Raw genomic sequence first — 18,973 nt, 5'->3', positions numbered from 1 at the left:
CGACCGCCCGATCGACAGCCCGATCGATCGCCGCAGACAGCACCCCTGCGGACGCTGCCCGTAGCAGCCCCGGACTCTCCGGGCCGCACGCGGGCGGACCAGCCCTCCCCCGCCCGGCCGACCGCCCCCCACGCACGTCCGCACGCCGGGCCGCCGCGCATCCTCATCCGGCCCCGCACCTGTCCAACCCGCGCCAACCCAGGGACACGAAGTGGTGACCACGACGAACACGACAGCGCACACCAGGCCCACCGCAGGCGAAGCCACCCTCGACCGCATCGCCTGGCTGCGCCTGTCCTCCATCACGCTGCCGCTGGCCACACCGATCAGCGACGCCAAGGTCTTCACCGGCCGTCAGAAGCCGATGACGGAGGTGGCCTTCCTCTTCGTCGAGATCGTCACCGAGCAGGGACACGAGGGCATCGGCTTCAGCTACTCAAAGCGCGCCGGCGGCCCCGGCCAGTTCGCGCACGCCCGCGAGATCGCCGACAACCTGATCGGCGAGGATCCCAGCGACATCGGGAAGATCTGGACCAAGCTCGTGTGGGCGGGCGCCTCCGTGGGCCGCAGCGGCCTCGCCACCCAGGCCGTAGCAGCCTTCGACGTCGCCCTGTGGGACCTCAAAGCCAAGCGTGCCGGCCTGCCCCTGGCCAAGCTGCTCGGCGCCCACCGCGACTCCGTGCGCTGCTACAACACCTCCGGCGGCTTCCTGCACACCCCCACCGAACAGGTGCTGGACAACGCCGACGCATCCCTGAGCAGCGGCATCGGCGGCATCAAGATCAAGGTCGGACACCCGGACGGCAAGTTCGACCTGGCCCGCCTCACCGCCGTACGCGAACACATCGGCGACGACGTGCCGCTCATGGTCGACGCCAACCAGCAGTGGGACCGGCCCACCGCCCAGCGCATGGGCCGCGCCATGGAAGAGTTCGACCTGGTCTGGATCGAGGAACCCCTCGACGCATACGACGCGGCCGGCCACGCCGCGCTCGCCTCGTCCCTGGACACCCCCGTCGCCACCGGCGAGATGCTGGCCAGCGTCGCCGAACACGTCGAGCTGATCCGCCACAACGCCTGCGACGTCATCCAGCCCGATGCCCCCCGCATCGGCGGCATCACCCAGTTCCTCAAGCTCGCCACCCTCGCCGAGCACCACCAGCTCCAGCTCGCCCCCCACTTCGCCATGGAGATCCACCTCCACCTGGCCGCCGCCTACCCCATCGAACCGTGGGTGGAGCACTTCGACTGGCTGGAGCCGCTGTTCAACGAGCGCCTGGAGATCCGCGACGGACGCATGTACGTCTCCTCCCGGCCCGGCCTCGGTTTCACCCTCAGCGACCAGGCCCGCGCCTGGACGACCGACTCGCACGAAGTGGGCTCCCGCCCCTGACGGACGGGTTCCCTGTCGGCCGCAGAGTTCCGGCTGCGGCGGACGCCCAGTCCCGGCGCGGGCAGCACGCGTCACGGACAGCCGCGCTGTCCGCGCCGGCACCACCCGTCCCGGCCGGCCGGTTCACCTCCGGCCGGCACCCCCGCGGCCCACCCCACCCGACCCTGCGTCCCTCAGGAGCAGCACACCCATGACGTCCTACACCCCGGCAGAACTGCGCAGCCGCCTCGGCTCCGGACTGCTGTCCTTCCCCGTGACCCACTTCAGGGACGACCTGTCCTTCGACGAGGACGCCTACCGCGAGAACATCGTCCGGCTCGCCAAGTACGACGTCGGCGGCCTGTTCGCGGCCGGAGGCACCGGGGAGTTCTTCTCCCTCACCCCCACCGAGGTCGAGCGCGTCGTCGCCGCCGCCGCGGACAGCGCCCCCGACGACACCCCCATCCTCGCCCCGGCCGGCTACGGCACCACCACCGCCACCGAGTTCGCCGCCGCGGCCGAACGGGCCGGCGCCGACGGCCTCCTCCTCTTCCCGCCCTACCTCACCGAAGCGGGCCAGGAGGGCCTGGCCCGCCACGTCGAAGCCGTCTGCCGCTCCACGTCCCTCGGTGTCGTCGTCTACAGCCGCGCCAACGCCGTCTACTCGGCCGACACCGTCGCCCGCCTCGCCGAGACCTGCCCCAATCTGATCGGCTACAAGGACGGCGTCGGCGACATCGACACCATGACCCGCATCTACACCCGCCTCGGCGAACGCCTCACCTACATCGGCGGCCTGCCCACCGCCGAGACGTTCGCCCTGCCCTACCTGGAACTCGGCGTCACCACCTACTCCTCGGCGATCTTCAACTTCCTGCCCGACTTCGCGCTCGACTTCTACACCGCCGTCCGCGAACGCCGCCACGACGCCGTCACCCGCATGCTGACCGACTTCGTGCTCCCCTACACCGAGATCCGCAACAGGCAGCCCGGCTACGCGGTCAGCATCGTCAAGGCCGGCATGACCGCCACCGGCCACAGCGCGGGCCCCGTCCGCCCGCCCCTGACCGACCTGAGCGCACCGGAGCTCGACGAGCTCACCCGGTTGATCGCCGAACTGCCCGCCGCCACCGCCTGACCCCCGCCCGGTGCGGGCGCCGGAACACGCTCCCTCGACGCCCGCACCGGCCGGCCCCTCGACCCCTCCCACGGCACCGCACGGGTTGCCGGCGCCGGGGCCGACCGCCAGGCCGACGAGAACGCCTTCCCACTCCTCGCCGCCGACAGCCCCGGACCGGTGGGCCACCCGGCAGGAATACTGAGAGCATGACTTTCCTCGTCTTCATGACCCTGCCGGGACTGGTCATCCTGCTGACCGCGCTGGCCTTCGTCGATCAGCTCCTGTTGCGCGCGGGCAGGGCCGGGGTCCTTCCGTGGCGGAACGCAGGACGTCAGGGCCAGATCTCGGCGACCGGGTTCGAGCAACTGCACGCGAGCCTTTCGCCGGGCAAGCAGGACGAGCTGAAGGAGCGCCAGTCGGCACTGTTGCTGCGCGACGACGAGGAGGACGGGGCGCCACCGCACCGGACCACGGTGGATCTGGACGGAGGGACCGCGGTCGTCCGGATGCCACCGGCCGCTCGGTAGGACCGTACCCGCCGGACCAGGGCCGCCTTCGACACCGCCACCGTCGAACCCCTCGGCACCCACCAGGCCTGGGCCACTCCCGGCGAACGCGTCCGCCCCGACCGACCGCTCTCTCCTCAGGCCCCTTGGCGTCGATCGTCTAGGCTGGCGCGGTGACTGATGAGCAGCAGCGGGAGCGGCCGTCGGGAGTGTGGGCCACGGCGGTGGGGGTGGCCAGGGTGCGGGCGCTGGAGACCGAGCGGGAGAACGCGCTGTTCTGCGACCCACTGGCCCGGGCCTTCGCCACCGCCGGCGGCCTGTGGCCCTCCTCGCCGCCGCTGCCCGATGACGAGGCCGCGCGACGCCGCCGGCTTGCCGTGTCGTTCTCCATCGTCATCAGGACCAAGTTCCTCGACGACCTGCTGCGGCAGGCCTCCGCGTCCGGCGTCCGGCAGGTCGTGCTGCTCGGCGCCGGCATGGACAGCCGGGCCTTCCGGATGGACTGGCCCGAGGGCACCCGGCTGTTCGAGGTCGACACCGCCGCGCCACTGGACTTCAAGGCTTCGGTGCTGCGCCAGGAGCGGGCCGTCGCGCGCTGCGAGCGGATCACCGTCGCCGTGGATCTACGGGAGGACTGGCCGGGCGCGCTGGCCGCCGCAGGGCACGACCCGGCCGTGCCGACCGTGTGGATCGCCGAAGGACTCCTGATCTATCTCCCCGAGGACGCGGTGGAGCTGCTGATGGCCCGGATCAGCGCGCTGTCGGCGCCAGGCAGTCGGCTGGGGCTGACATTGGGCTCGCGCGGCGTGATCGAGCGGTTCGGCGCGGACGCCGCGCCGGGATCGGCGGCGTCCATGTGGGTCTCGGAGATGCCCGACGACCCGGTGGACTGGCTGGCCGGCCACGGCTGGGAGGCCGACTGCCACACCCTGCGCGAGCGCGCTGCCGCCTACGGCCGCCCGATCAGCTCCCCGCCACGGCCCGAGGAGCGGCCCGGCGGACTGATCTCGGCGGTCCGCCGGTAGGGCGCCTCCCGGTGAGCCGGAGGCCGGCCCCGCCACGATGGGCGGGACCGGCCTCCGAGTGGGCGTGTTCAGCGGGTGCCGAGTGCCGAGTGCCAGGAGCCGAGTGCCGTCGTCAGCCGCTCACGCCGCGGCCCAGCTCCCACAGCTGGAGCACCGAGGAGGAGTTGAGGGCGTAGGCCACGCCGGTGACGTCGTCCCGGGCGGCGACGTACTGCTTGCCCTGCCACAGCGGCAGGACCGGGACGTCGTCGGCGAGGATGTCCTGGATCTGGTTCAGGCTCTTGGACGCGGCGAGCCGGTCGGCCTCGCGGCGGGACTGCGGGATCAGCGTGCGCTGGATGGTGGTGTTGTTGTACGGCGAGCCGAGGATGTTGTCCTTGTCGAGGAAGGGCGCCAGGAAGTTGTCCGGGTCCGCGAAGTCCGGGAACCAGCCCATGCCGTAGACGTCGTACTTGCCCTTCAGCTCGTCGGGCAGGAAGGTCTTCCAGGGGTGGCCCTCGATGGAGGCGTCGAACAGGCCGCTGTCGTTGAGCTGCTTCTGCAGCACCTCGAACTCCTGCTTGGTGGCCGAGCCGTAGTGGTCGGTGGTGTAGTGCAGGGTCAGCTTCACCGGCGTGGTGATGCCGGCCTTGGTGAGCAGCGACTTGGCCCTGTCGACGCTGGGGTTGCCGTACTTGTTGAAGAACGCGTTGGAGTGGCCCGTGATGGTGGCCGGGACCAGCGAGTACAACGGCTCGGCCTGGGTGCCGTAGACCTTGGAGACCAGCTCGTCCCGGTCGATGACCTGGGCCATGGCCTGGCGCACGGCCTTGGACTTGACGGTGGGCGCGTCGGTGTCGAAGCCCAGGTAGCGGATCTCCAGGCCGGGCATGTCGACCAGGTCGACGTTCTTGTCGGTGCCGGCGTCCAGCTTCTGGATCTGCGCGGGCGACATGGTGCGGATCATGACATCGATGTCCCCCTTGTCGATCGCGGCGCCCATGGCGTCGGAGTCGGGGAAGGCACGGATCTCGACCTTGTCGTTGTTCACCTCCAGACTGCCCTTGTAGGAGGGGTTCTTGGCGTAGGTGACCTTGGTGATCGTGTTGTCCTTGACGGCGGCCTTGAGGGTGTACGGGCCGGACCCGTCGACCTCGAAGCCGTCACGCAGCTTGTCCTCGGCGTAGTTCTTGGGGTCGAGGATGCCGGCGACCGGCGTGGACAGTTTGTACGGGAAGGTCGCGTCGGCCGTCTTGAGGTGGAAGACGACCTCGCGGTCGCCCTGCGTCTCGATGGTGTCGATGGTGTTCAGCAGCGTGGAGACGCCCGTGTCGGCCTTGATGCGCAGGACCCGCTCGATGGAGTACTTGACGTCCGCGGCCGTGACCGCGTCGCCGTTGGCGAACTTCAGCCCCTTCCGCAGCGTGCACACGTAACGCTCGCTGCCGCTGTCGGTGAAGGAGCAGTTCTCGGCGGCCTCCGGCACCGGGCTGCCCTCGCCCTTGGGCACGATCATGAGGGTCTGCACCGTCGGACGCAGGAGGTTCCAGGTGCTGGTGTCGTAGGTGTAGGCGGGGTCCAGGGGCGCCGGGGCTTCCTTGGTGGCCGTGAACTGGTCCGTGGTACCGACGACGATGGCGTCACCGCTCTTGCTCCCGCTGACGGATCCGCCGCACGCGGCGAGAACCGGGGTGAGCAGGCCGGCCACCGCCGGCAGCACCAAAGTCTTGCGGTTCATGCGGGAGTTTCTCCAGAGCTGTTCGGGTCCGTGTATCCGGCATGCAGGGGTGACGCCGCGGATCACGGGGTTCTCGGCGATGTTGTCGCGACGAGATTAGTCCGCCCCCGCAGCCGCGTTCACGGTTAGGTGAGTTGACTGACCGTCACGCAGTGGAACCGGTCGCGGACACACTGAAAACCCGTCAGGGCCGGGATTAGTGCAGCTTCCCATCAATCGGGACGCAAGGTCACACGGAAACACCCCGGCCCGGGGGTGGCCAGCACACGCGGACCATGGTGTCGACCCTCTGTGGTGTGGGGAACGTCACGTGTCCAACCGTGAGACCCGTCGGCGGAATTCGGCCACACCGCTCCCGTCGAATTGCCCTGGGATCTACTTCCCCGAAAATGTGTTCAGTGCCAACAATGGCCTTATTGCGCTGGGTGAGCGGCTTGCGCATTTCCGTCATCTGACCTCGCGGAATTGATAGGGGCTGCCCAGGGCTCGTAGCAGTGTGATCACGGTACGTGCGTTCCCCTGCAACCTCCCGCCCCGTGCGCCGCATCCTCCTCGTCCGCATGAGCGACCACGTCCTCACCCCCGCCGCCCAGGCGTTCGCGGGCTTCCTGCGCGACAGCGCCGCCACGGGCACTGACTGTGGGGGGTCCCGCCAGAGGTATGCCGGGACCCCCGCGGCGCACCGCCCTCGGGGGTGTGGACGGTGCGTCACTCGTTCAACGGGCAGACGGGCTGAGCGGTTCGATGCGAGGCGGGTGAGCCACCTGTGTGTTCCACCGGATGAGCGCAGATGACCACTGAACGAGCAGTCAACCGATCTGTCAGGTGAGCACCGCTTCACCACAGCATGAGTGCGTCGTCGACCGGAGGAGATGAGAACGATGCACGTGCTGGTGATCGGAGCGGGCCCGACCGGGCTGGCCCAGGCGGTGATGCTGGCTCGTGACGGCCACCGGGTCACCGTGCTCGAAACGGGACGCCGGCCCGCCCCCGGGCGGTGCCGAGGCCGCCTGGGCGTCGTGGTCGCGTCCCGGAGTCACCCAGTTCCGTCACCCGCATCTGTTGTTGCCGGCGGTGTTCCGCACCCTGAGCACGGAGATCCCAGAGTCACGCGCGGTGCGGCACATCCGGAACGCGTCCGGCCGGCGTTCCAGCCATGCTTGCGCCAGAGCGGCCGACCCCCCGCCCTCGACCTCGGTCGCCAGTGATGCGATCGTGTGCCGGTCGTCCGCCTCGTACGGGGTCAGCCGGACCTCGCCCGTTCCCCGCCAGCTGTTGAAGTCGGACATGTACCGGTCGTCGCGGTACAGGAAGAGGAAGGAGCGCACGGCGGACAGCGTCCCGATCACGGGTTGGCTGCGGATCTGCTCGAACAGATGACGGCCGAGCCGTCCGTGCAGTTCGGCGTAGCCGTCCGGGTCGCGCCAGCGCAGGTCCTCCTCCAGCGCCTGCCGCACCACGTCGTGCGGGAAGAGGCCGTCCTGGGTGGACTCGATGAACGGGAGCTCACGCAGCCACGCGAACATGGGCGCGGCGTCACCGCCAAGGACGACCCGAAGCAGTGTCTCCGTGGTCACGTGAACGCGGGCGCACACCTCCAGGGCCCGACGGTGCAGCGGTGAGGGGACCTCACCGACCAGCCGGGTGAGCAGTGTCGCGACGACGTCCATGCTGGGTTTCCAGCGGGTGGTACGGCCGGGTTCCCGGACCGCCACCGCGGCTGCCAGCGCCAGGGCGGGCGGGTGCCCGCCGGTGAAGGCCAGCAGCTCGGCCTGGTTGTGCCGGGGCACCCCCCGGGCGTCCAGGAGAGCGGTGGGCCTCGTCCGGTGACAGATTGCGCAGTGCCATGCGGTACAGCAGGTCCGCCCACCCCGGGTCCGAGGTCCACTCCGCGTCTGGCGGCTGCCGACCGGCGATCATCGCCACCGCGCCGTCCGGCAGCCTGGGCGGGAACCTCTCCCGCAGCCACCCTTCCAGCCCCTGACAGCGCTCGAAGGTGTCGATGATCAGGACCGTGCCGTCTTCGGTGAAAGCTGCCTCGGCCTCCCGTTCGAACGCCTCCGGCGTCGGTTGAACGATGCGGCCGTCGATCTCCAGCACCGGCCGACCGGCCGTCCGTGCCTCGGCTGCGAAGCGACGCAGCAGCATCGACTTGCCGATACCCCCGGGGCCGTGCACGAAGAGCACCGCCGGGGCTCCCTCTTCGCCGGCCAAGGCGGCGCGGAAGACGGCGAGTTCCGCCGTCCGGCCGGTGAACACCCTGTCACGTCCGCGCTGCAGGCGACCCGCTATGACGTTCGAAGCGCTGTCGGTCACGTGGGAATTCTCCTACCGTCGCCGTTCACCGCACGACGATTCCTTGCTGGTCGCGGGGGCGTTTTCGCCCACTGATCTTGACAGATGCCGATACGTGCACGCCCGACCATCTCCAGTTGAGCGGCCCCGGTCTGGTTCCGTTCACCAGCCGGGGCGGGGGCGGGGTGGTGGGGCCGGCCCGGCGACACCCCGCTTCCGCCGCCCTCCTCGTGCGGGCAGGCCGGTGACGGTCAGGCGTTCCGCAGGGCCGCGAGGACTTCCTTCGCCGTCGTCACACTGGACTGCGGGTTCTGCCCGGTGATCAGGTTGCCGTCGACGACGACGGTGTCCGACCACGGTGCGCCCGCCCGGAAGTGCGCGCCGCGCTCGCTGAGACGGTCTTCGACGAGCCACGGCGCGGCGTCGCCGAGGCCGCCCTGGCGCTCTTCGTCGTTGGTGAAGCCCGTGACGCTGCGGCCCGCGAACAGGAAGGTCCCGGCGGCGTCGGTCGCGCTGAGCAGAGCGGCGACGCCGTGGCACAGTGCGGCGATGGTCCGGCCGCGCTGGTCGGCCTCGGTGAGCAGTGCGCCCAGTGCGGGGTCGTCCGCCAGGTCGGCCATGGGCGCGTGACCACCGGGCAGGTAGAGCGCGTCGTAGTCGGTGGCCTTGACCGAGCCGAGGTCGAGCGGCGCGTCGAGGCTCGCGGCGATCGAGTCCAGGTAGCCGCGGAACTCGGCGCCGTCGGCCGGCTGCACGCCGCCGCGCTCGTCCAGCGAGATGGCATCCACGGTGGGGCGGGCTCCGGCGGGGGTGGCGATGTCCACCTGGTGGCCGGCTTCGACGAGCACCTTGTGGGACGCGGCCACCTCCTCCGCCCAGTAGCCGGTGGGGTGAGCGCTGCCGTCGGCCAGCACCAGGGTGTCTGCGGCCGAAACGATCATAAGAATCTTCGCCATGGCGGTTTGCTCCTGCGAGGTCGGTGTTGGTCGGACGCCCCCTACTTTCCATCACAATCCCGTTGCCCGTCGGAACCTTCCATAAGAATTCTTATGTAGTCTTCTTGCATGAGCGATCTCGATCTGCTGGCGACCTTCCTGGAGATCTACCGCCGCGGCTCACTGACCGCCGCCGCCGCGGCCCTGGGTGTCTCCCAGCCCGCCGTCAGTGGTCAGTTGGCGCGTCTCGAAGACCAGATGGACACGGTGCTCTTCGAACGCTCCAGGCGCGGAGCCGCCCCGACGCCCGCTGCGCACGAGCTCGCCCGGCGCATCGCCTCGCCGCTGGACCAGTTGCGGGGCGCCTTGGCTCAGGGCGCCGACGACCGGGCCCATCAAGGCACGGTCCGGCTCGGCGCGGCGGGGGAGCTGACTGCTTCCCGGCTGATCCCGGCTCTGGCGCCCTTGGTCAGTGGCAGCCTGCAACTGCACATCACACTCGGACTGGCCCAGGACCTGCTGACCGGTCTCGCCGACGGCGAACTGGACCTGGTGGTGTCCTCCGTCCGGCCCTCAGCCGGCAAGCCTGGTCTCACCGCCATGCCGTTCGTCGATGAGGAGTTCGTCCTCGTGGCGACCCCCACGACGGCCCGCTCGATCGACCAGGACCGGCTGGCCGAGGATCCGTTGGCGGCCCTCGCCCATCTGCCGATCGTGGCCTACGGCCGGGAACTGCCGATCATCCGCCGATACTGGCGCAGCGAGTTCGGCCGTCGGCCACCCAACCCGGTCTCGATGATCGTGCCCGACCTGCGGGCCGTGCTGACCGCCGTCATCGCCGGTGCCGGGATCTCCGTACTGCCGCGCTACCTGGCCGACCCAGCCCTGGCCGCCGGCTCGCTTGAACTGCTGCACCATACACAGATCCAGCCACTCAACACCCTCTATCTCGTCACACGCTCCGGACCCACCCCGGCACCCATCGCACTGGTACAGCATCAACTGCTCCGACAGGCCGAGACCTGGGGGCCCCTGTGAAGCGAGCCGACTCGGTACGTCCCCTCGAAGCGGGCCACCGACGAGGCTTCTCGGGGCCACCCCGTGGCGACGGGGCCGAGACACCGCCTGTCCCGGCCCACTGAGCCGCCACCGTGCCCCGAGATCAGGCCAGTAGCCTGCGGCATGCTGCCGGCCGTACTCGTCGCCCCCTCTACCACCGGTTCCGCAAGCCGAACGGCGCCGGCCACGTTTCCCGCTGAGTGGCACTGTCGCCGGCGGTCGGGTACTCAGGTGCGGGAGAGCACGTTGAGCTGCCAGTTCTGGTAGTTGTCACCGTTGCAGGTCAGGGCGTACACCTCGTAGTGCCAGTTGCCGTCCAGGCACTCGGTCGGATCGTCGGCGCTACGGCGACGGTCGCCGTCCTTGATCCGCTCGCTGTAACTTACGGCTCCACGGGCGAAGTTCGACGAGAAGACGTGGCCGCCCGCTCCCAGGTACAGGCAGTTGCCCGTGGCGACCTGACGGATGGTGTTCGCCTGCGATCCGGAATAGGTGAAGACCCACTGCTGGTACGGGTTCTTCCTGTTCGGGTCGCAGATCGAGGTGTAGACATTGCCGTGGGCGTCGCCGTCGAGGCAGAGGCCGGTCTCCTTGTTCTGGTAGGTGCCGGTGACGGTGATGTCCGCCGCCTGCGCCGGCGACGGCATCAGGCCGAGGGCCAGTCCCTGACAGGGCGGCTGTGACGGCAGACCGGCGGACGGTCCGCATCGGTACGCCGACGAGTCCGAGGAGCTTCATTTCCCCACTCTCCACGTCCGGGCCGGACGGTGACGGTTCGGCCCCATGTCAACGGTGCATATGCGGCAACGAGCGCAAGGACCTGCGGGTTCACCGTGCGGGGCGCGCTCGAAGCCTGATCGACCGAGGCCCGGCGTCCTCTCCGGAGGGGTCCCGCACCGTCTTGGGGGCGGGCAGGCATCACCGCAAGGGCGGGCTCCCGGGGACCGCACACGTGTCCCCGGCGAGCCCCACGAGCTGCCCCGGGACGTCCGTCCCGAAGCAGCTCCGTATGTCCCGCGAGGGGAGGGTCAGCCGGCCTGTGCCGGGGTCTGCTTGATGTCGTCGACGATGGCTCGCCGGGTGATGGCGCTGGTGAAGAGGACGGTTCCGGGCTTGACGAGGGCGTCGGGGCCGGTGGCCTTGCTCACCTGGACGGTTCGCTGGCCGAGGAAGACGTGGGTGTTCTCGTCGAAGATCCATTCGTCCCGCTGGCCGCTCTTCTCGTCGAGCCGGGCGATCGCGGTGCCGTGGCGGCCGGCCGCGTCGACGGCGTCGTCGACGGTGACGACGCCGGGGATCTTCGCCGCGGCCTTGAACAGGGCCTTGGTGAGGGCGGCCGGGGGGTAGCTCTCGCCGAGCAGGTCGCCGATGGTGGTGAACGCTTCCTGGTCCGGTGAGTTCCCGTGCCCCTTGGTCTCCTTGTAGATCTTGGCGAGGAGGGTGTCAGGGTCGGTGGGCAGCTTGGTGAGGTAGTCGTAGGAGGGGTGGTTCAGGCCGGCGACGGGGGTGTTGCCCTGCTCGTCGGGGAGGCTGAGGGTCTCTCCTTCGGGGCTGTCGTTGACGGCGGGGTCGATCAGCCATCCCTTGGTGCCGTCGGGGGAGTACCACACCTGGCGCTCGTGGAGGGCGTGGCTGGCGAGGCTGCTCTTGCCGTTGACGGTCTTCACGAAGGTGTCGGCCGTCTTGGACTCGATGTAGACGTACTGGCCGGGCTTGAGGGCGGGGTGGTCGTCCTGTGCCGTGGTCAGGGAGGCCTGGTCGAGCAGCCGGGTGACTCCGTCGGGGCGGGCGGTGCCGATCTGGGTGGTCAGGGCGGGTCCGGTGGCGAGCCGGGCGGGTCGGTTCCCGTTTCCGTCTCCGTCGGTCATCGCCGTCCCGGCGATGACGGCCGCGGCCACGGCGGCGGCCAGGGCGGGCAGTGCGATCGCGGGGCGGGGCAGCCGGAGACGTCGCGTCCCGGCGGTGCCGGTGGTGGTTTCCCCGGTGCGCTGTGCCTGCTCGATGTGTGCCATCAGGCGCTCCTTGTGATGCTCGTGGCGGCCCGTTGGCAGGTCACGCGCAGTGCGGGACAGGAGCTGTGCGGCGTCCTCCCGAGCGCCCGGGCTCTGCCGGGGCGTGTTCGCGCTCATCGGTTTCCTTCCTGTGCGGGCCGGGCGGTGGTGATGCGGTCACCTGGTATCTGTCGGCCGGCCGTCCCGGCTTCCCGTCTGCTCCGCACTTTTTCGTCTCTCCCCGCACTTCTCGTCTGCGCCGCGTCCCGAACGGGGTCACTCTTCACGCGCGGGCCGTCCACCGCGGCGATGCCGTGCTGTTCCAGCTCGGCTTCCGCCAGAGTGCGCAGTTTCCTGCGGGCCCGCGACAGCCGGGAGGCGACCGTCCCCACGGGGATCCCGAGCGCTTTCGCCGCCGCCTCGTAGTCCAGCCCTTCCCCCACGCACAACGCGATGACCTCGCGTTCGGGTCTGCGCAGGGTGGCGAGCGCCCGGAGGACCACGGCCAGCTCGTGCTGCTCGTCGATCCGCTCGGACACCCCGTCCGCGTGGTCCGGCACGTCCGTTTCGGCGGCCGCGGTCGCGAGGGCCGCTCGCCGGTAACGCCGGTTGCTGCGGATCTGGTTGCGTGCGGTGTTGGTGGCGATGCCGAGCAGCCACGGCCGCAGCGAGTCGCCTTCGGCATCGATCCTGTCGCGCAGCCGCCACGCCTCCATGAAGGTGGTGGCCATGACGTCCTCGGCCGTCGACCAGTCGGCGGTCAGACGGAAAGCGTGGTTGTACACGCCGCGGGCGTAACGGTCGAACAACTCGGCGAACGCGGCCGGCTCCCCAGCCCGTAGTCGGGCACGCATGTCAATGCTCACCTCTATGAGCTGTCTGTTCCTCGGTCCGACTTCCAGTGACGTGCCTCACATACCGGGTTGTCGCGTCCGCCGTCCGCCTTCACCGAAGACGAGCGGTCGCATGCCAGTTGGGGGTGGATGCGCGAAAGGGAAGCCTCAGCCTCCCCGACGATCAGACACTTCACCGGCGTCTTAGCGGTGAGCACCAGTGAGCACCAGTGAGCACTGGTCCAGGCTGGGCGGCACGTGCACCGAGCCACATCATGGAACCAGCCGAGGCGAACGCGGCTCAGTGCAGCGCCGGACGCCGCGGTCTTCCGATGTCCCAGCCGGACACGCCTCCGCCACCGCTGCGCAGTGACGTCCCAGCGGTTCACCGCAACGGGTCGAGAAGAGAAGGAACTTCCATGAAGCCGTATCTTTCGGGGCACTACACCCCGCACGTGGATGAGATCACCGCACATGACCTCGTCGTGGAAAGGCAGCTGCCGCCTGAGCTGTCCGGGCGGCTGATACGCAACGGCCACAACCCGAAGCCCGGAGTCACTCCCACCCACTGGTTCAAGGGCAGCGGCATGGTGCACGGCATCCGCCTGCGGGACGGTCGGGCGGAGTGGTACCGCAACCGCTGGGTGCGGACGCCGGCGCTGGAGGGCGCGCCGTACCTGACAGAGAACGGCCCCGACCTGACGGCGAGCACCGCGGGCACGCACGTCATCGAGCACGCCGGGAGGCTGCTGGCCCTGTGCGAGTCCAACCTCCCGTTCGAGCTGACCGACGAGCTGGCCACCGTGGGGGCCTACGACTTCGACGGCAAGCTCACCAACGTCATGACGGCACACCCCAAGCACGACCCGGTCTCGGGCGAGCTGCACTTCTTCAGCTCCTCCCCGTTCCCGCCCTACCTGACCTACCACGTCTCCTCGGAGAAGGGCGAGCTGTTCCACAGCGAGGAGGTGCCGGGTGCCACGGCGTCCCTCAAGCACGACTTCGCCGTCACCGAGCGGTACGTCGTCTTCGTCGAGGGAACGGTGACCTTCGACCACACCGAGACGTCCGGCATCCCCTACGCCTGGAAGGACGAACAGCCCGCCCGGATCGGCGTGATGCCGCGCGGGCGGGGCGGGGCGGCGGCGATCCGCTGGTTCGACATCGAGCCCGGGTCGATGCTGCACGCCGCCAACGCGTACGAGGACGCTCAGTGCAGGATCCTCCCTGAGGGGCCGACCGTGGACCGGGAGGGCTTCCGCACCTCCTGGAACTGGTGGGTCGGGTCTCCGGACAGAGGCGCCGTCCCCAACTCGCGCTCGTTCAACCGCCAGTGGGTGATCGACCTGACGTCGGGAACCGTGCGTGAGCGGATCGTCGACGACCTGGTCGTGGAGTTCCCCACGATCAACGAGGACCTCATGGGTCGCGAGCACCGCTTCCAGTACGCGATCTCGTTCCCCGACGAGCGAGGCGTCGGCAACTTCGGCGTGGTCAAGTACGACCGGATCACCGGTGGCCGGCAGGTCCGTCACGTCGGTGACGGACAGCTCCCCAGCGAGGCGGTCTTCGTCCCGGCCGAGGGCGGCACGTCCGAGGACGACGGGTACCTGCTGACGGTGGTCAGCGACCTGCACGTCGACGCCTCAAGCCTGCTGGTCCTGGATGCCTCGGACATCCAGGGCGGCCGGCACCGCGTCCACCCGTGACGTCCAGGGCTCGTCGAAGGCGCCGGTCCTCAAGCTGTTCACCCGCCTGATGTTCTGGAACGCGCTGCCCAACGGCAAGGGCGCCCACTTCTACAACATCTGGGCCGGGCGGCGCCGGCTCGGCACCTTCCGGGCCAAGCTGCACGCCGACCTGGCCCAGGTCTTTGCCCTTCTCGCCGACGGTCGGCTGGTCCCCCAGGTCGCCGCGCGCGTCCCGCTCGCCGAGGTCGGGGAAGCGGTGCGGCTGGCGGAATCCGGCACCGTGGTCGGCAAGGTCGTCCTCGTGCCGTAGCTGCACAAGACCGCAAGGCCGCTGCCCCCGACTCCACGACGCCCGTGGGGAAGGGGGCCGGGCCTTTCAGCCGAGGACACCGCGCGCGACCAGGGCACGCTTGAGCGCACGCATCGCGTTGTAGGTGCGCGACTTCACCGTGCCCGGCGGGACGCCCAGGAGGTTCGACGCGTGGTTCACGCTGAGACCGCTGAAGTACACGATGTGCAGGATCTCGCGCTGCTGTTCGGTCAGGTCCGCCAGCGCCTCCCGCACCAACTGGACGGCCAGCACACGGTCCGTGCCGTCGGCGACCGGGATGACCACGTCGTCCAGCTGATGGGGGGCCCTGGGGCGCACGGCTCGCGCCCGGTGGTCGTCGATCACCAGGTTCTGCAGGACCCGGAACAGCCACGGCCGGATCCCGTCCGCGGAGAGGGTGAGCGACGGGCCGTGGCGCCAGGCCCTGACGGCGGTCTCCTGCACCAGGTCCTGGGCGCGGTGCCAGTCGTTGTCCAGGCGGCGGGCCGCGTAGGTCAGCAGATCCGTTCCGTGCTCGGCGTACAGTTCGCGGACGAATCGCTCGGCGTCCGCGACCGCGTACGGCGTGCCGGACCGCGGGAGCGGGGAACCGGTGCGCTCGGCGGTCAGGACAGTCGTCTGCTGGGTGCTCATGATCTCTCCCCGTGGTGGTGGACGTCCGCTCACCGGCGCCGTCGACGCCCGCCGGCGGACGCCCGCGGCGGTCATCGCCGGCTGAGTCGGAAGTGGATGCCGGAGGCCGTCCGCCGTGAAGCGTGAAGTCGGCGGCGCCGCGGCTGCGATGTGACCAAGCCTGGGGCATCTGTTGTCCCACCTGTGCCGCTCACCGCGCATTTGGGACGGCTGGAACGCCGAAACGGCCTCCTACCTGCGGAAACACTAGGAGCATGGAACGCCGGAACGGGACGGGGAACCGGCTGTTCGGTCCGGTCGGCCCGTTGCGCGCGCGGGGACGGCGCGGGACATGACGACGGGCTGCTGCGTCGCGGCGGGGCACCGCGGCCGCCCGTGGGGCACCGGCATCGGGGGACCGGTGCCGTTACAGGAGGATCAGCCAGCAGGTGAGGACCAGGAACAGACAGACCGTGAGGTGGATCCACCGGTGATGCAGGATGACGGCGGCGAACTCCCGCATGGTCGCGCTGAGCCGGAAGTAGGAGGCCGTGGGGGAGCCCACGACATGGGCGCCGATGCCCAGGCTCCGGGCGATCATCGCGGCCCGGAAGGCATGGAAGTCGTTGGTCACGATCGCGCAGCGGTAGCCGTCGCCGCGCTCGTCCATGAGTGCCTTGCTGTTGCGGAGGTTCTCCTCGGTGGTGGCGGACCTCGCCTCACGCAGCAGGCTCTCGGCCGGTACGCCACGTGCGGCCAGATAGTCCGCCATCGCATGCGCCTCGGGGACGGCCTCGTCCGGCCCCTGCCCGCCGGACGTGATCAGAACGGGCCTGCTGCCCCGGGCCAGCTCGTCCTCGAACAGTGCGTGCGCACGGTCCAGTCTGCCGGCGAGCAACGGCGGCACCCGGTCACCGCCGGTCAGACCGGACCCGAGGACGACGATGTAGTCCAGGCCGGACGGTCCGGCCAGGCGGCTGTAGGCGTAGCCGTAGACACCGAAACAGACGAAGAGGGAGACGAAGTAGTAGGTGACGAGCGCCGCGATGACGACGGCGGCGGCCAGAGAACGCAGCTCGGCCACGTACGCGACCACCGTCAGCAGCAGGAGCGACAGGAGCCCGAGACCCGCGACGAGCGTCAAGAGGTTGCCCGGACGGCTGCCCTCCCTGCGTACCATCCGCACCCCGTTGCCGAGCAGGAGGCAGCAGACCAGCAGCACGGCCAGCCCTTCCAGGACGGGTCCGGCCAGCCAGGTGCCGTCCAGAGCGTGGTGAAGGACCAGAAGCTCCCGCCCGTGGCCCACCGCGATCAGCGTGAGGAAGACGCCGAGCAGCACGGCGTTCGCGAAGCGTCTGGCGTCGGCGACGACACTGATGATGAACAGCAGCAGACTGAGGGCCGCGAATATGTCGATCAGCACCCTGGACTTCCTCGGTGGGCCGGGGCCGAACCGGCCCCGGAAGGTGGGAGACGGAGCTGTCAGATGGTCGCCCAGAGCTGCTTGTCGCCGTATCCGTCGAAATGAAACCGACAGACCCGGTGTTCCGGCCGGCGACACCGTTGTTCCGCGTGCGGATGGCGTGTGTCAGAGCGGTTCCCAGCGGTGCGCTGAGCTTCTTCCGCACGGTGACCGACTCCCTGCCCCGGGGTTCCTCACCGCCTTCAACGCCGGGCCGGACCGGACGGTTCACCCAGCGAGTGGCTTCCGTCTCGACCACCGCTCCGGTGAACGACATGCCCCGAGTCACCGTTGTCCCGGATGACACAGGCACCGCCTCACGCCACGACTGGAGAACCTCGTGAGTACTGTCGCCACGCCCGCCGCCATGTCGACCGCCGCCGTCGGAGTGCTCCTCCCGGTCGAGGCCCACTTCGACGAGCTGGACGCCATGGGACTGCTGCACAACAGCCGTTACCAGGTGCTGGTCGAACGCGCCTGGGCCGCATTCTGGTACGCGCGGGGATTCGGCGGCCCGAACGGACTGGAGAACGACGCCTTCAACGTCGTCAAAGCCTTCACCATCACCTACGACACCCCCGTGTCCGCGCCCGGTACCTACGCGGTCAAGCCCGTGGATCGACCGCCTCGGTACCACCTCGGTCACGGCCGGTCACCGGGTGTGCTCCTCCGACGGAGGGACGACGTACGCGCACGGCACCCGTACCGCCATCCGGCTCGACCCGACCACCTTCCTGCCCACGCCGTGGTCGGACCGCGCCCGCGACGTCGCGCGCACGATCATGGCGCCGCAGGAGGACTGAGTCACCCGTGGCCGCCCTGCCTGCCCGACGGCACCTCGGTCGCGGCGGCCGTTCGGGACGCAATGACGGTGCCGCCGTAGTCCTTGTGCGCGACGGCGCGTCGACACACCGTTTCCGGGAGGCCCTGGGTGGACTGCGTAGATGCGCGCCAAGATATCGCGCCGGGATTGTTCGGCGCTCTGGACGACGCCGATCGCTCGGCGTTGGCAGAGCACCTGGAGCGGTGCGGAGCCTGCCTCGCCGAGCATGACGAACTCGCCGAGTTGCTGCCGTTGATTGAGCCGGCGCGGTTCTCGGGACTGAGCCAAGCGCCGGTTGCGTGTCCGCCCGTGCCGGACCCACGGCGCGCCGTCGAAGCCGTGCGCGCCGAGGCGGCGCGGATCGCGAACGGCACACGTGACTGACCGACTCCACGGACGAGCCGCCATCCACCGCTCGCCGCCCCGGGCGACCGAGCAGAGCCTCTCTCCCGAGGCGACGACCCGGCGTTTCAGGACCGGATGCCGCGGTTGTGCAGGGCCAGCTTGAGTGCTTGCACCGCGTAGTGCGTACGCGACTTGACGGTTCCCTGGGCGATTCCGAGCACCTCCGCCGTCTCGGCGACGCTGTGGCCCTGGAAATACGTGTGGTGCAGGATCTGCCGCTGCTGAGGTGTCAGGTCGTCCAGGGCGTCGTGGACGACCCGGCGCGTGAGAGTCCGTTCGATGTCATCGTCGACGGGAACGACGAGGTCGTCGACCGGGCAGGTGCTGACGGGACGGATGAGCCGCGCCCGATGGTCGTCGATCACCAGGTTGCGCACGACGGTGAAGAGCCACGGCCGGACCCCGTCCTCCTCCTGCCGCCCCAGCAGGCCCCCATGTGCCGCCAGGCGCGGATCGCGGCCTCCTGGAGGATGTCCTCGGCCCGGATCCAGTCCCCGCCCAGCAGGCGTGCCGCGAAGCGTATGAGCGCGCTGCGGTGCCTGTCGTAGATCAGGCGGACGAAGCGCTCGCAGTCCGTGTCGTCGCCGTCGGAACGCGTCCACCGCCGTTCATGCGGCGTCTCGCTCCTCCTGGAGACGGAAGCGCCCTGCCAGGTCATCTCTGCTTGCCTCATGATGCTGGTGGTCCCCCATGTCCTGTCCCACTGACGTCCACCGCGTCCGTCGGCGGTGGCATCGCCAGCGTGGGAAGGACGGCTTGGCGGGTCCTTGTCGCCCTCTTGCCGGAGCGCCACCAC

19 protein-coding genes and 3 pseudogenes are annotated in these 18,973 nt (G+C 69.9%); 11 read left to right on the top strand and 11 right to left on the bottom strand.

Going from position 1 to position 18,973, the window contains the following annotated elements:
- Positions 1-211: 211 nt before the first annotated feature.
- The 4 genes from ACH4LD_RS37665 to ACH4LD_RS37650 all read left to right on the top strand — a co-directional run bounded on the left by ACH4LD_RS37665 (position 212) and on the right by ACH4LD_RS37650 (position 4,023).
- Positions 212-1,393 carry a mandelate racemase/muconate lactonizing enzyme family protein gene (locus ACH4LD_RS37665; protein ID WP_398058337.1) on the top strand — a complete coding sequence of 394 codons (1,182 nt, stop codon included), beginning with the start codon at positions 212-214 and terminating at the stop codon, positions 1,391-1,393.
- A 190-nt stretch (positions 1,394-1,583) separates the two neighbouring features.
- Entirely contained in the window at positions 1,584-2,510 is a 927-nt protein-coding gene (gene kdgD, locus ACH4LD_RS37660) for a 5-dehydro-4-deoxyglucarate dehydratase (RefSeq protein ID WP_398058336.1), read from the top strand.
- Positions 2,511-2,698: 188 nt separating this feature from the next.
- Positions 2,699-3,019: a DUF6191 domain-containing protein gene (locus ACH4LD_RS37655; protein WP_132789203.1), complete on the top strand. Its 321-nt coding sequence runs from the start codon at positions 2,699-2,701 to the stop codon at positions 3,017-3,019.
- 188 nt (positions 3,020-3,207) lie between these two features.
- Entirely contained in the window at positions 3,208-4,023 is an 816-nt protein-coding gene (locus ACH4LD_RS37650; protein WP_398058407.1) for a class I SAM-dependent methyltransferase, read from the top strand.
- A gap of 112 nt (positions 4,024-4,135) precedes the next feature.
- Here ACH4LD_RS37650 and ACH4LD_RS37645 read toward each other — a convergent pair whose 3' ends face one another.
- Positions 4,136-5,740: an ABC transporter substrate-binding protein gene (locus ACH4LD_RS37645; RefSeq protein ID WP_132789205.1), complete on the bottom strand. Its 1,605-nt coding sequence runs from the start codon at positions 5,738-5,740 to the stop codon at positions 4,136-4,138.
- A gap of 513 nt (positions 5,741-6,253) precedes the next feature.
- On the opposite strand from ACH4LD_RS37645, the pseudogene ACH4LD_RS37640 reads away from it, so the two are divergent.
- Together ACH4LD_RS37640 and ACH4LD_RS37635 are read left to right on the top strand one after the other, a co-directional pair.
- A pseudogene (locus ACH4LD_RS37640) lies at positions 6,254-6,375 on the top strand (LysR family transcriptional regulator); the annotation flags it as partial.
- A 237-nt stretch (positions 6,376-6,612) separates the two neighbouring features.
- Positions 6,613-6,750, top strand: a pseudogene (locus ACH4LD_RS37635) (FAD-dependent oxidoreductase); the annotation flags it as partial.
- A 39-nt stretch (positions 6,751-6,789) separates the two neighbouring features.
- Here ACH4LD_RS37635 and ACH4LD_RS37630 read toward each other — a convergent pair.
- The 3 genes from ACH4LD_RS37630 to ACH4LD_RS37620 form a co-directional block, all read right to left on the bottom strand.
- On the bottom strand, positions 6,790-7,410 hold the full coding sequence (locus ACH4LD_RS37630; RefSeq protein ID WP_398058410.1) for a hypothetical protein: 621 nt from the start codon (positions 7,408-7,410) through the stop codon (positions 6,790-6,792).
- The gene (locus ACH4LD_RS37625) at positions 7,370-8,056 is read right to left on the bottom strand and encodes an ATP-binding protein (RefSeq protein WP_398058335.1); all 687 of its coding nucleotides are present in this window, start codon (positions 8,054-8,056) and stop codon (positions 7,370-7,372) included. Before ACH4LD_RS37625 ends, ACH4LD_RS37630 begins: the two co-directional genes overlap by 41 nt.
- A gap of 230 nt (positions 8,057-8,286) precedes the next feature.
- Positions 8,287-8,991 (bottom strand): type 1 glutamine amidotransferase domain-containing protein, encoded by a 705-nt coding sequence (locus tag ACH4LD_RS37620; RefSeq protein WP_398058334.1) that lies wholly within the window; start codon positions 8,989-8,991, stop codon positions 8,287-8,289.
- Between the two features lie 108 nt (positions 8,992-9,099).
- Here ACH4LD_RS37620 and ACH4LD_RS37615 point away from each other — a divergent pair, with 108 nt between their 5' ends.
- Positions 9,100-10,008, top strand: coding sequence for a LysR family transcriptional regulator (locus tag ACH4LD_RS37615; protein ID WP_398058333.1), 909 nt, complete (start codon positions 9,100-9,102; stop codon positions 10,006-10,008).
- Positions 10,009-10,256: 248 nt separating this feature from the next.
- Here ACH4LD_RS37615 and ACH4LD_RS37610 read toward each other — a convergent pair whose 3' ends face one another.
- The 3 genes from ACH4LD_RS37610 to ACH4LD_RS37600 form a co-directional block, all read right to left on the bottom strand.
- Complete coding sequence (locus tag ACH4LD_RS37610; protein ID WP_398058332.1) at positions 10,257-10,676, bottom strand: RICIN domain-containing protein; 420 nt, start codon at positions 10,674-10,676, stop codon at positions 10,257-10,259.
- Between the two features lie 381 nt (positions 10,677-11,057).
- Positions 11,058-12,158, bottom strand: coding sequence for a CU044_5270 family protein (locus tag ACH4LD_RS37605; RefSeq protein ID WP_398058331.1), 1,101 nt, complete (start codon positions 12,156-12,158; stop codon positions 11,058-11,060).
- Entirely contained in the window at positions 12,155-12,874 is a 720-nt protein-coding gene (locus ACH4LD_RS37600) for an RNA polymerase sigma factor (protein ID WP_398058330.1), read from the bottom strand. Before ACH4LD_RS37600 ends, ACH4LD_RS37605 begins: the two co-directional genes overlap by 4 nt.
- A 398-nt stretch (positions 12,875-13,272) precedes the next feature.
- Between ACH4LD_RS37600 and ACH4LD_RS37595 the strand changes: the two genes are divergently transcribed.
- On the top strand, positions 13,273-14,562 hold the full coding sequence (locus tag ACH4LD_RS37595) for a carotenoid oxygenase family protein (protein ID WP_398058329.1): 1,290 nt from the start codon (positions 13,273-13,275) through the stop codon (positions 14,560-14,562).
- The gene (locus ACH4LD_RS37590; protein ID WP_398058328.1) at positions 14,519-14,854 is read left to right on the top strand and encodes a zinc-binding dehydrogenase; all 336 of its coding nucleotides are present in this window, start codon (positions 14,519-14,521) and stop codon (positions 14,852-14,854) included. Before ACH4LD_RS37595 ends, ACH4LD_RS37590 begins: the two co-directional genes overlap by 44 nt.
- Before the next feature lie 66 nt (positions 14,855-14,920).
- On the opposite strand, the gene ACH4LD_RS37585 is transcribed toward ACH4LD_RS37590, so the two are convergent.
- Complete coding sequence (locus tag ACH4LD_RS37585) at positions 14,921-15,508, bottom strand: sigma-70 family RNA polymerase sigma factor (protein ID WP_398058327.1); 588 nt, start codon at positions 15,506-15,508, stop codon at positions 14,921-14,923.
- Positions 15,509-15,914: 406 nt separating this feature from the next.
- On the bottom strand, positions 15,915-16,910 hold the full coding sequence (locus ACH4LD_RS37580) for a YdcF family protein (protein ID WP_398058326.1): 996 nt from the start codon (positions 16,908-16,910) through the stop codon (positions 15,915-15,917).
- A 406-nt stretch (positions 16,911-17,316) separates the two neighbouring features.
- On the opposite strand from ACH4LD_RS37580, the pseudogene ACH4LD_RS37575 reads away from it, so the two are divergent.
- Both ACH4LD_RS37575 and ACH4LD_RS37570 read left to right on the top strand, forming a co-directional pair.
- Positions 17,317-17,752 (top strand): annotated as a pseudogene (locus ACH4LD_RS37575) (acyl-CoA thioesterase).
- A 128-nt stretch (positions 17,753-17,880) separates the two neighbouring features.
- Positions 17,881-18,156 carry an anti-sigma factor family protein gene (locus ACH4LD_RS37570; RefSeq protein WP_398058325.1) on the top strand — a complete coding sequence of 92 codons (276 nt, stop codon included), beginning with the start codon at positions 17,881-17,883 and terminating at the stop codon, positions 18,154-18,156.
- Between the two features lie 86 nt (positions 18,157-18,242).
- Here the strand turns inward: ACH4LD_RS37570 and ACH4LD_RS37565 are convergent, their stop codons facing one another.
- Both ACH4LD_RS37565 and ACH4LD_RS37560 read right to left on the bottom strand, forming a co-directional pair.
- The gene (locus ACH4LD_RS37565) at positions 18,243-18,542 is read right to left on the bottom strand and encodes a sigma-70 family RNA polymerase sigma factor (RefSeq protein ID WP_398106212.1); all 300 of its coding nucleotides are present in this window, start codon (positions 18,540-18,542) and stop codon (positions 18,243-18,245) included.
- Positions 18,539-18,850, bottom strand: a complete 312-nt coding sequence (locus tag ACH4LD_RS37560; protein WP_398058323.1) for a sigma factor — start codon at positions 18,848-18,850, stop codon at positions 18,539-18,541. Before ACH4LD_RS37560 ends, ACH4LD_RS37565 begins: the two co-directional genes overlap by 4 nt.
- Positions 18,851-18,973 lie beyond the last annotated feature (123 nt).

The sequence above is a fragment of the Streptomyces sp. NPDC017676 genome, from assembly GCF_044329325.1.
In the GTDB taxonomy this organism is placed as follows: domain Bacteria; phylum Actinomycetota; class Actinomycetes; order Streptomycetales; family Streptomycetaceae; genus Streptomyces.
The sequence above is the reverse complement of the archived record's forward strand: the minus strand, read 5'-3'. Positions and strand labels throughout refer to the sequence as shown.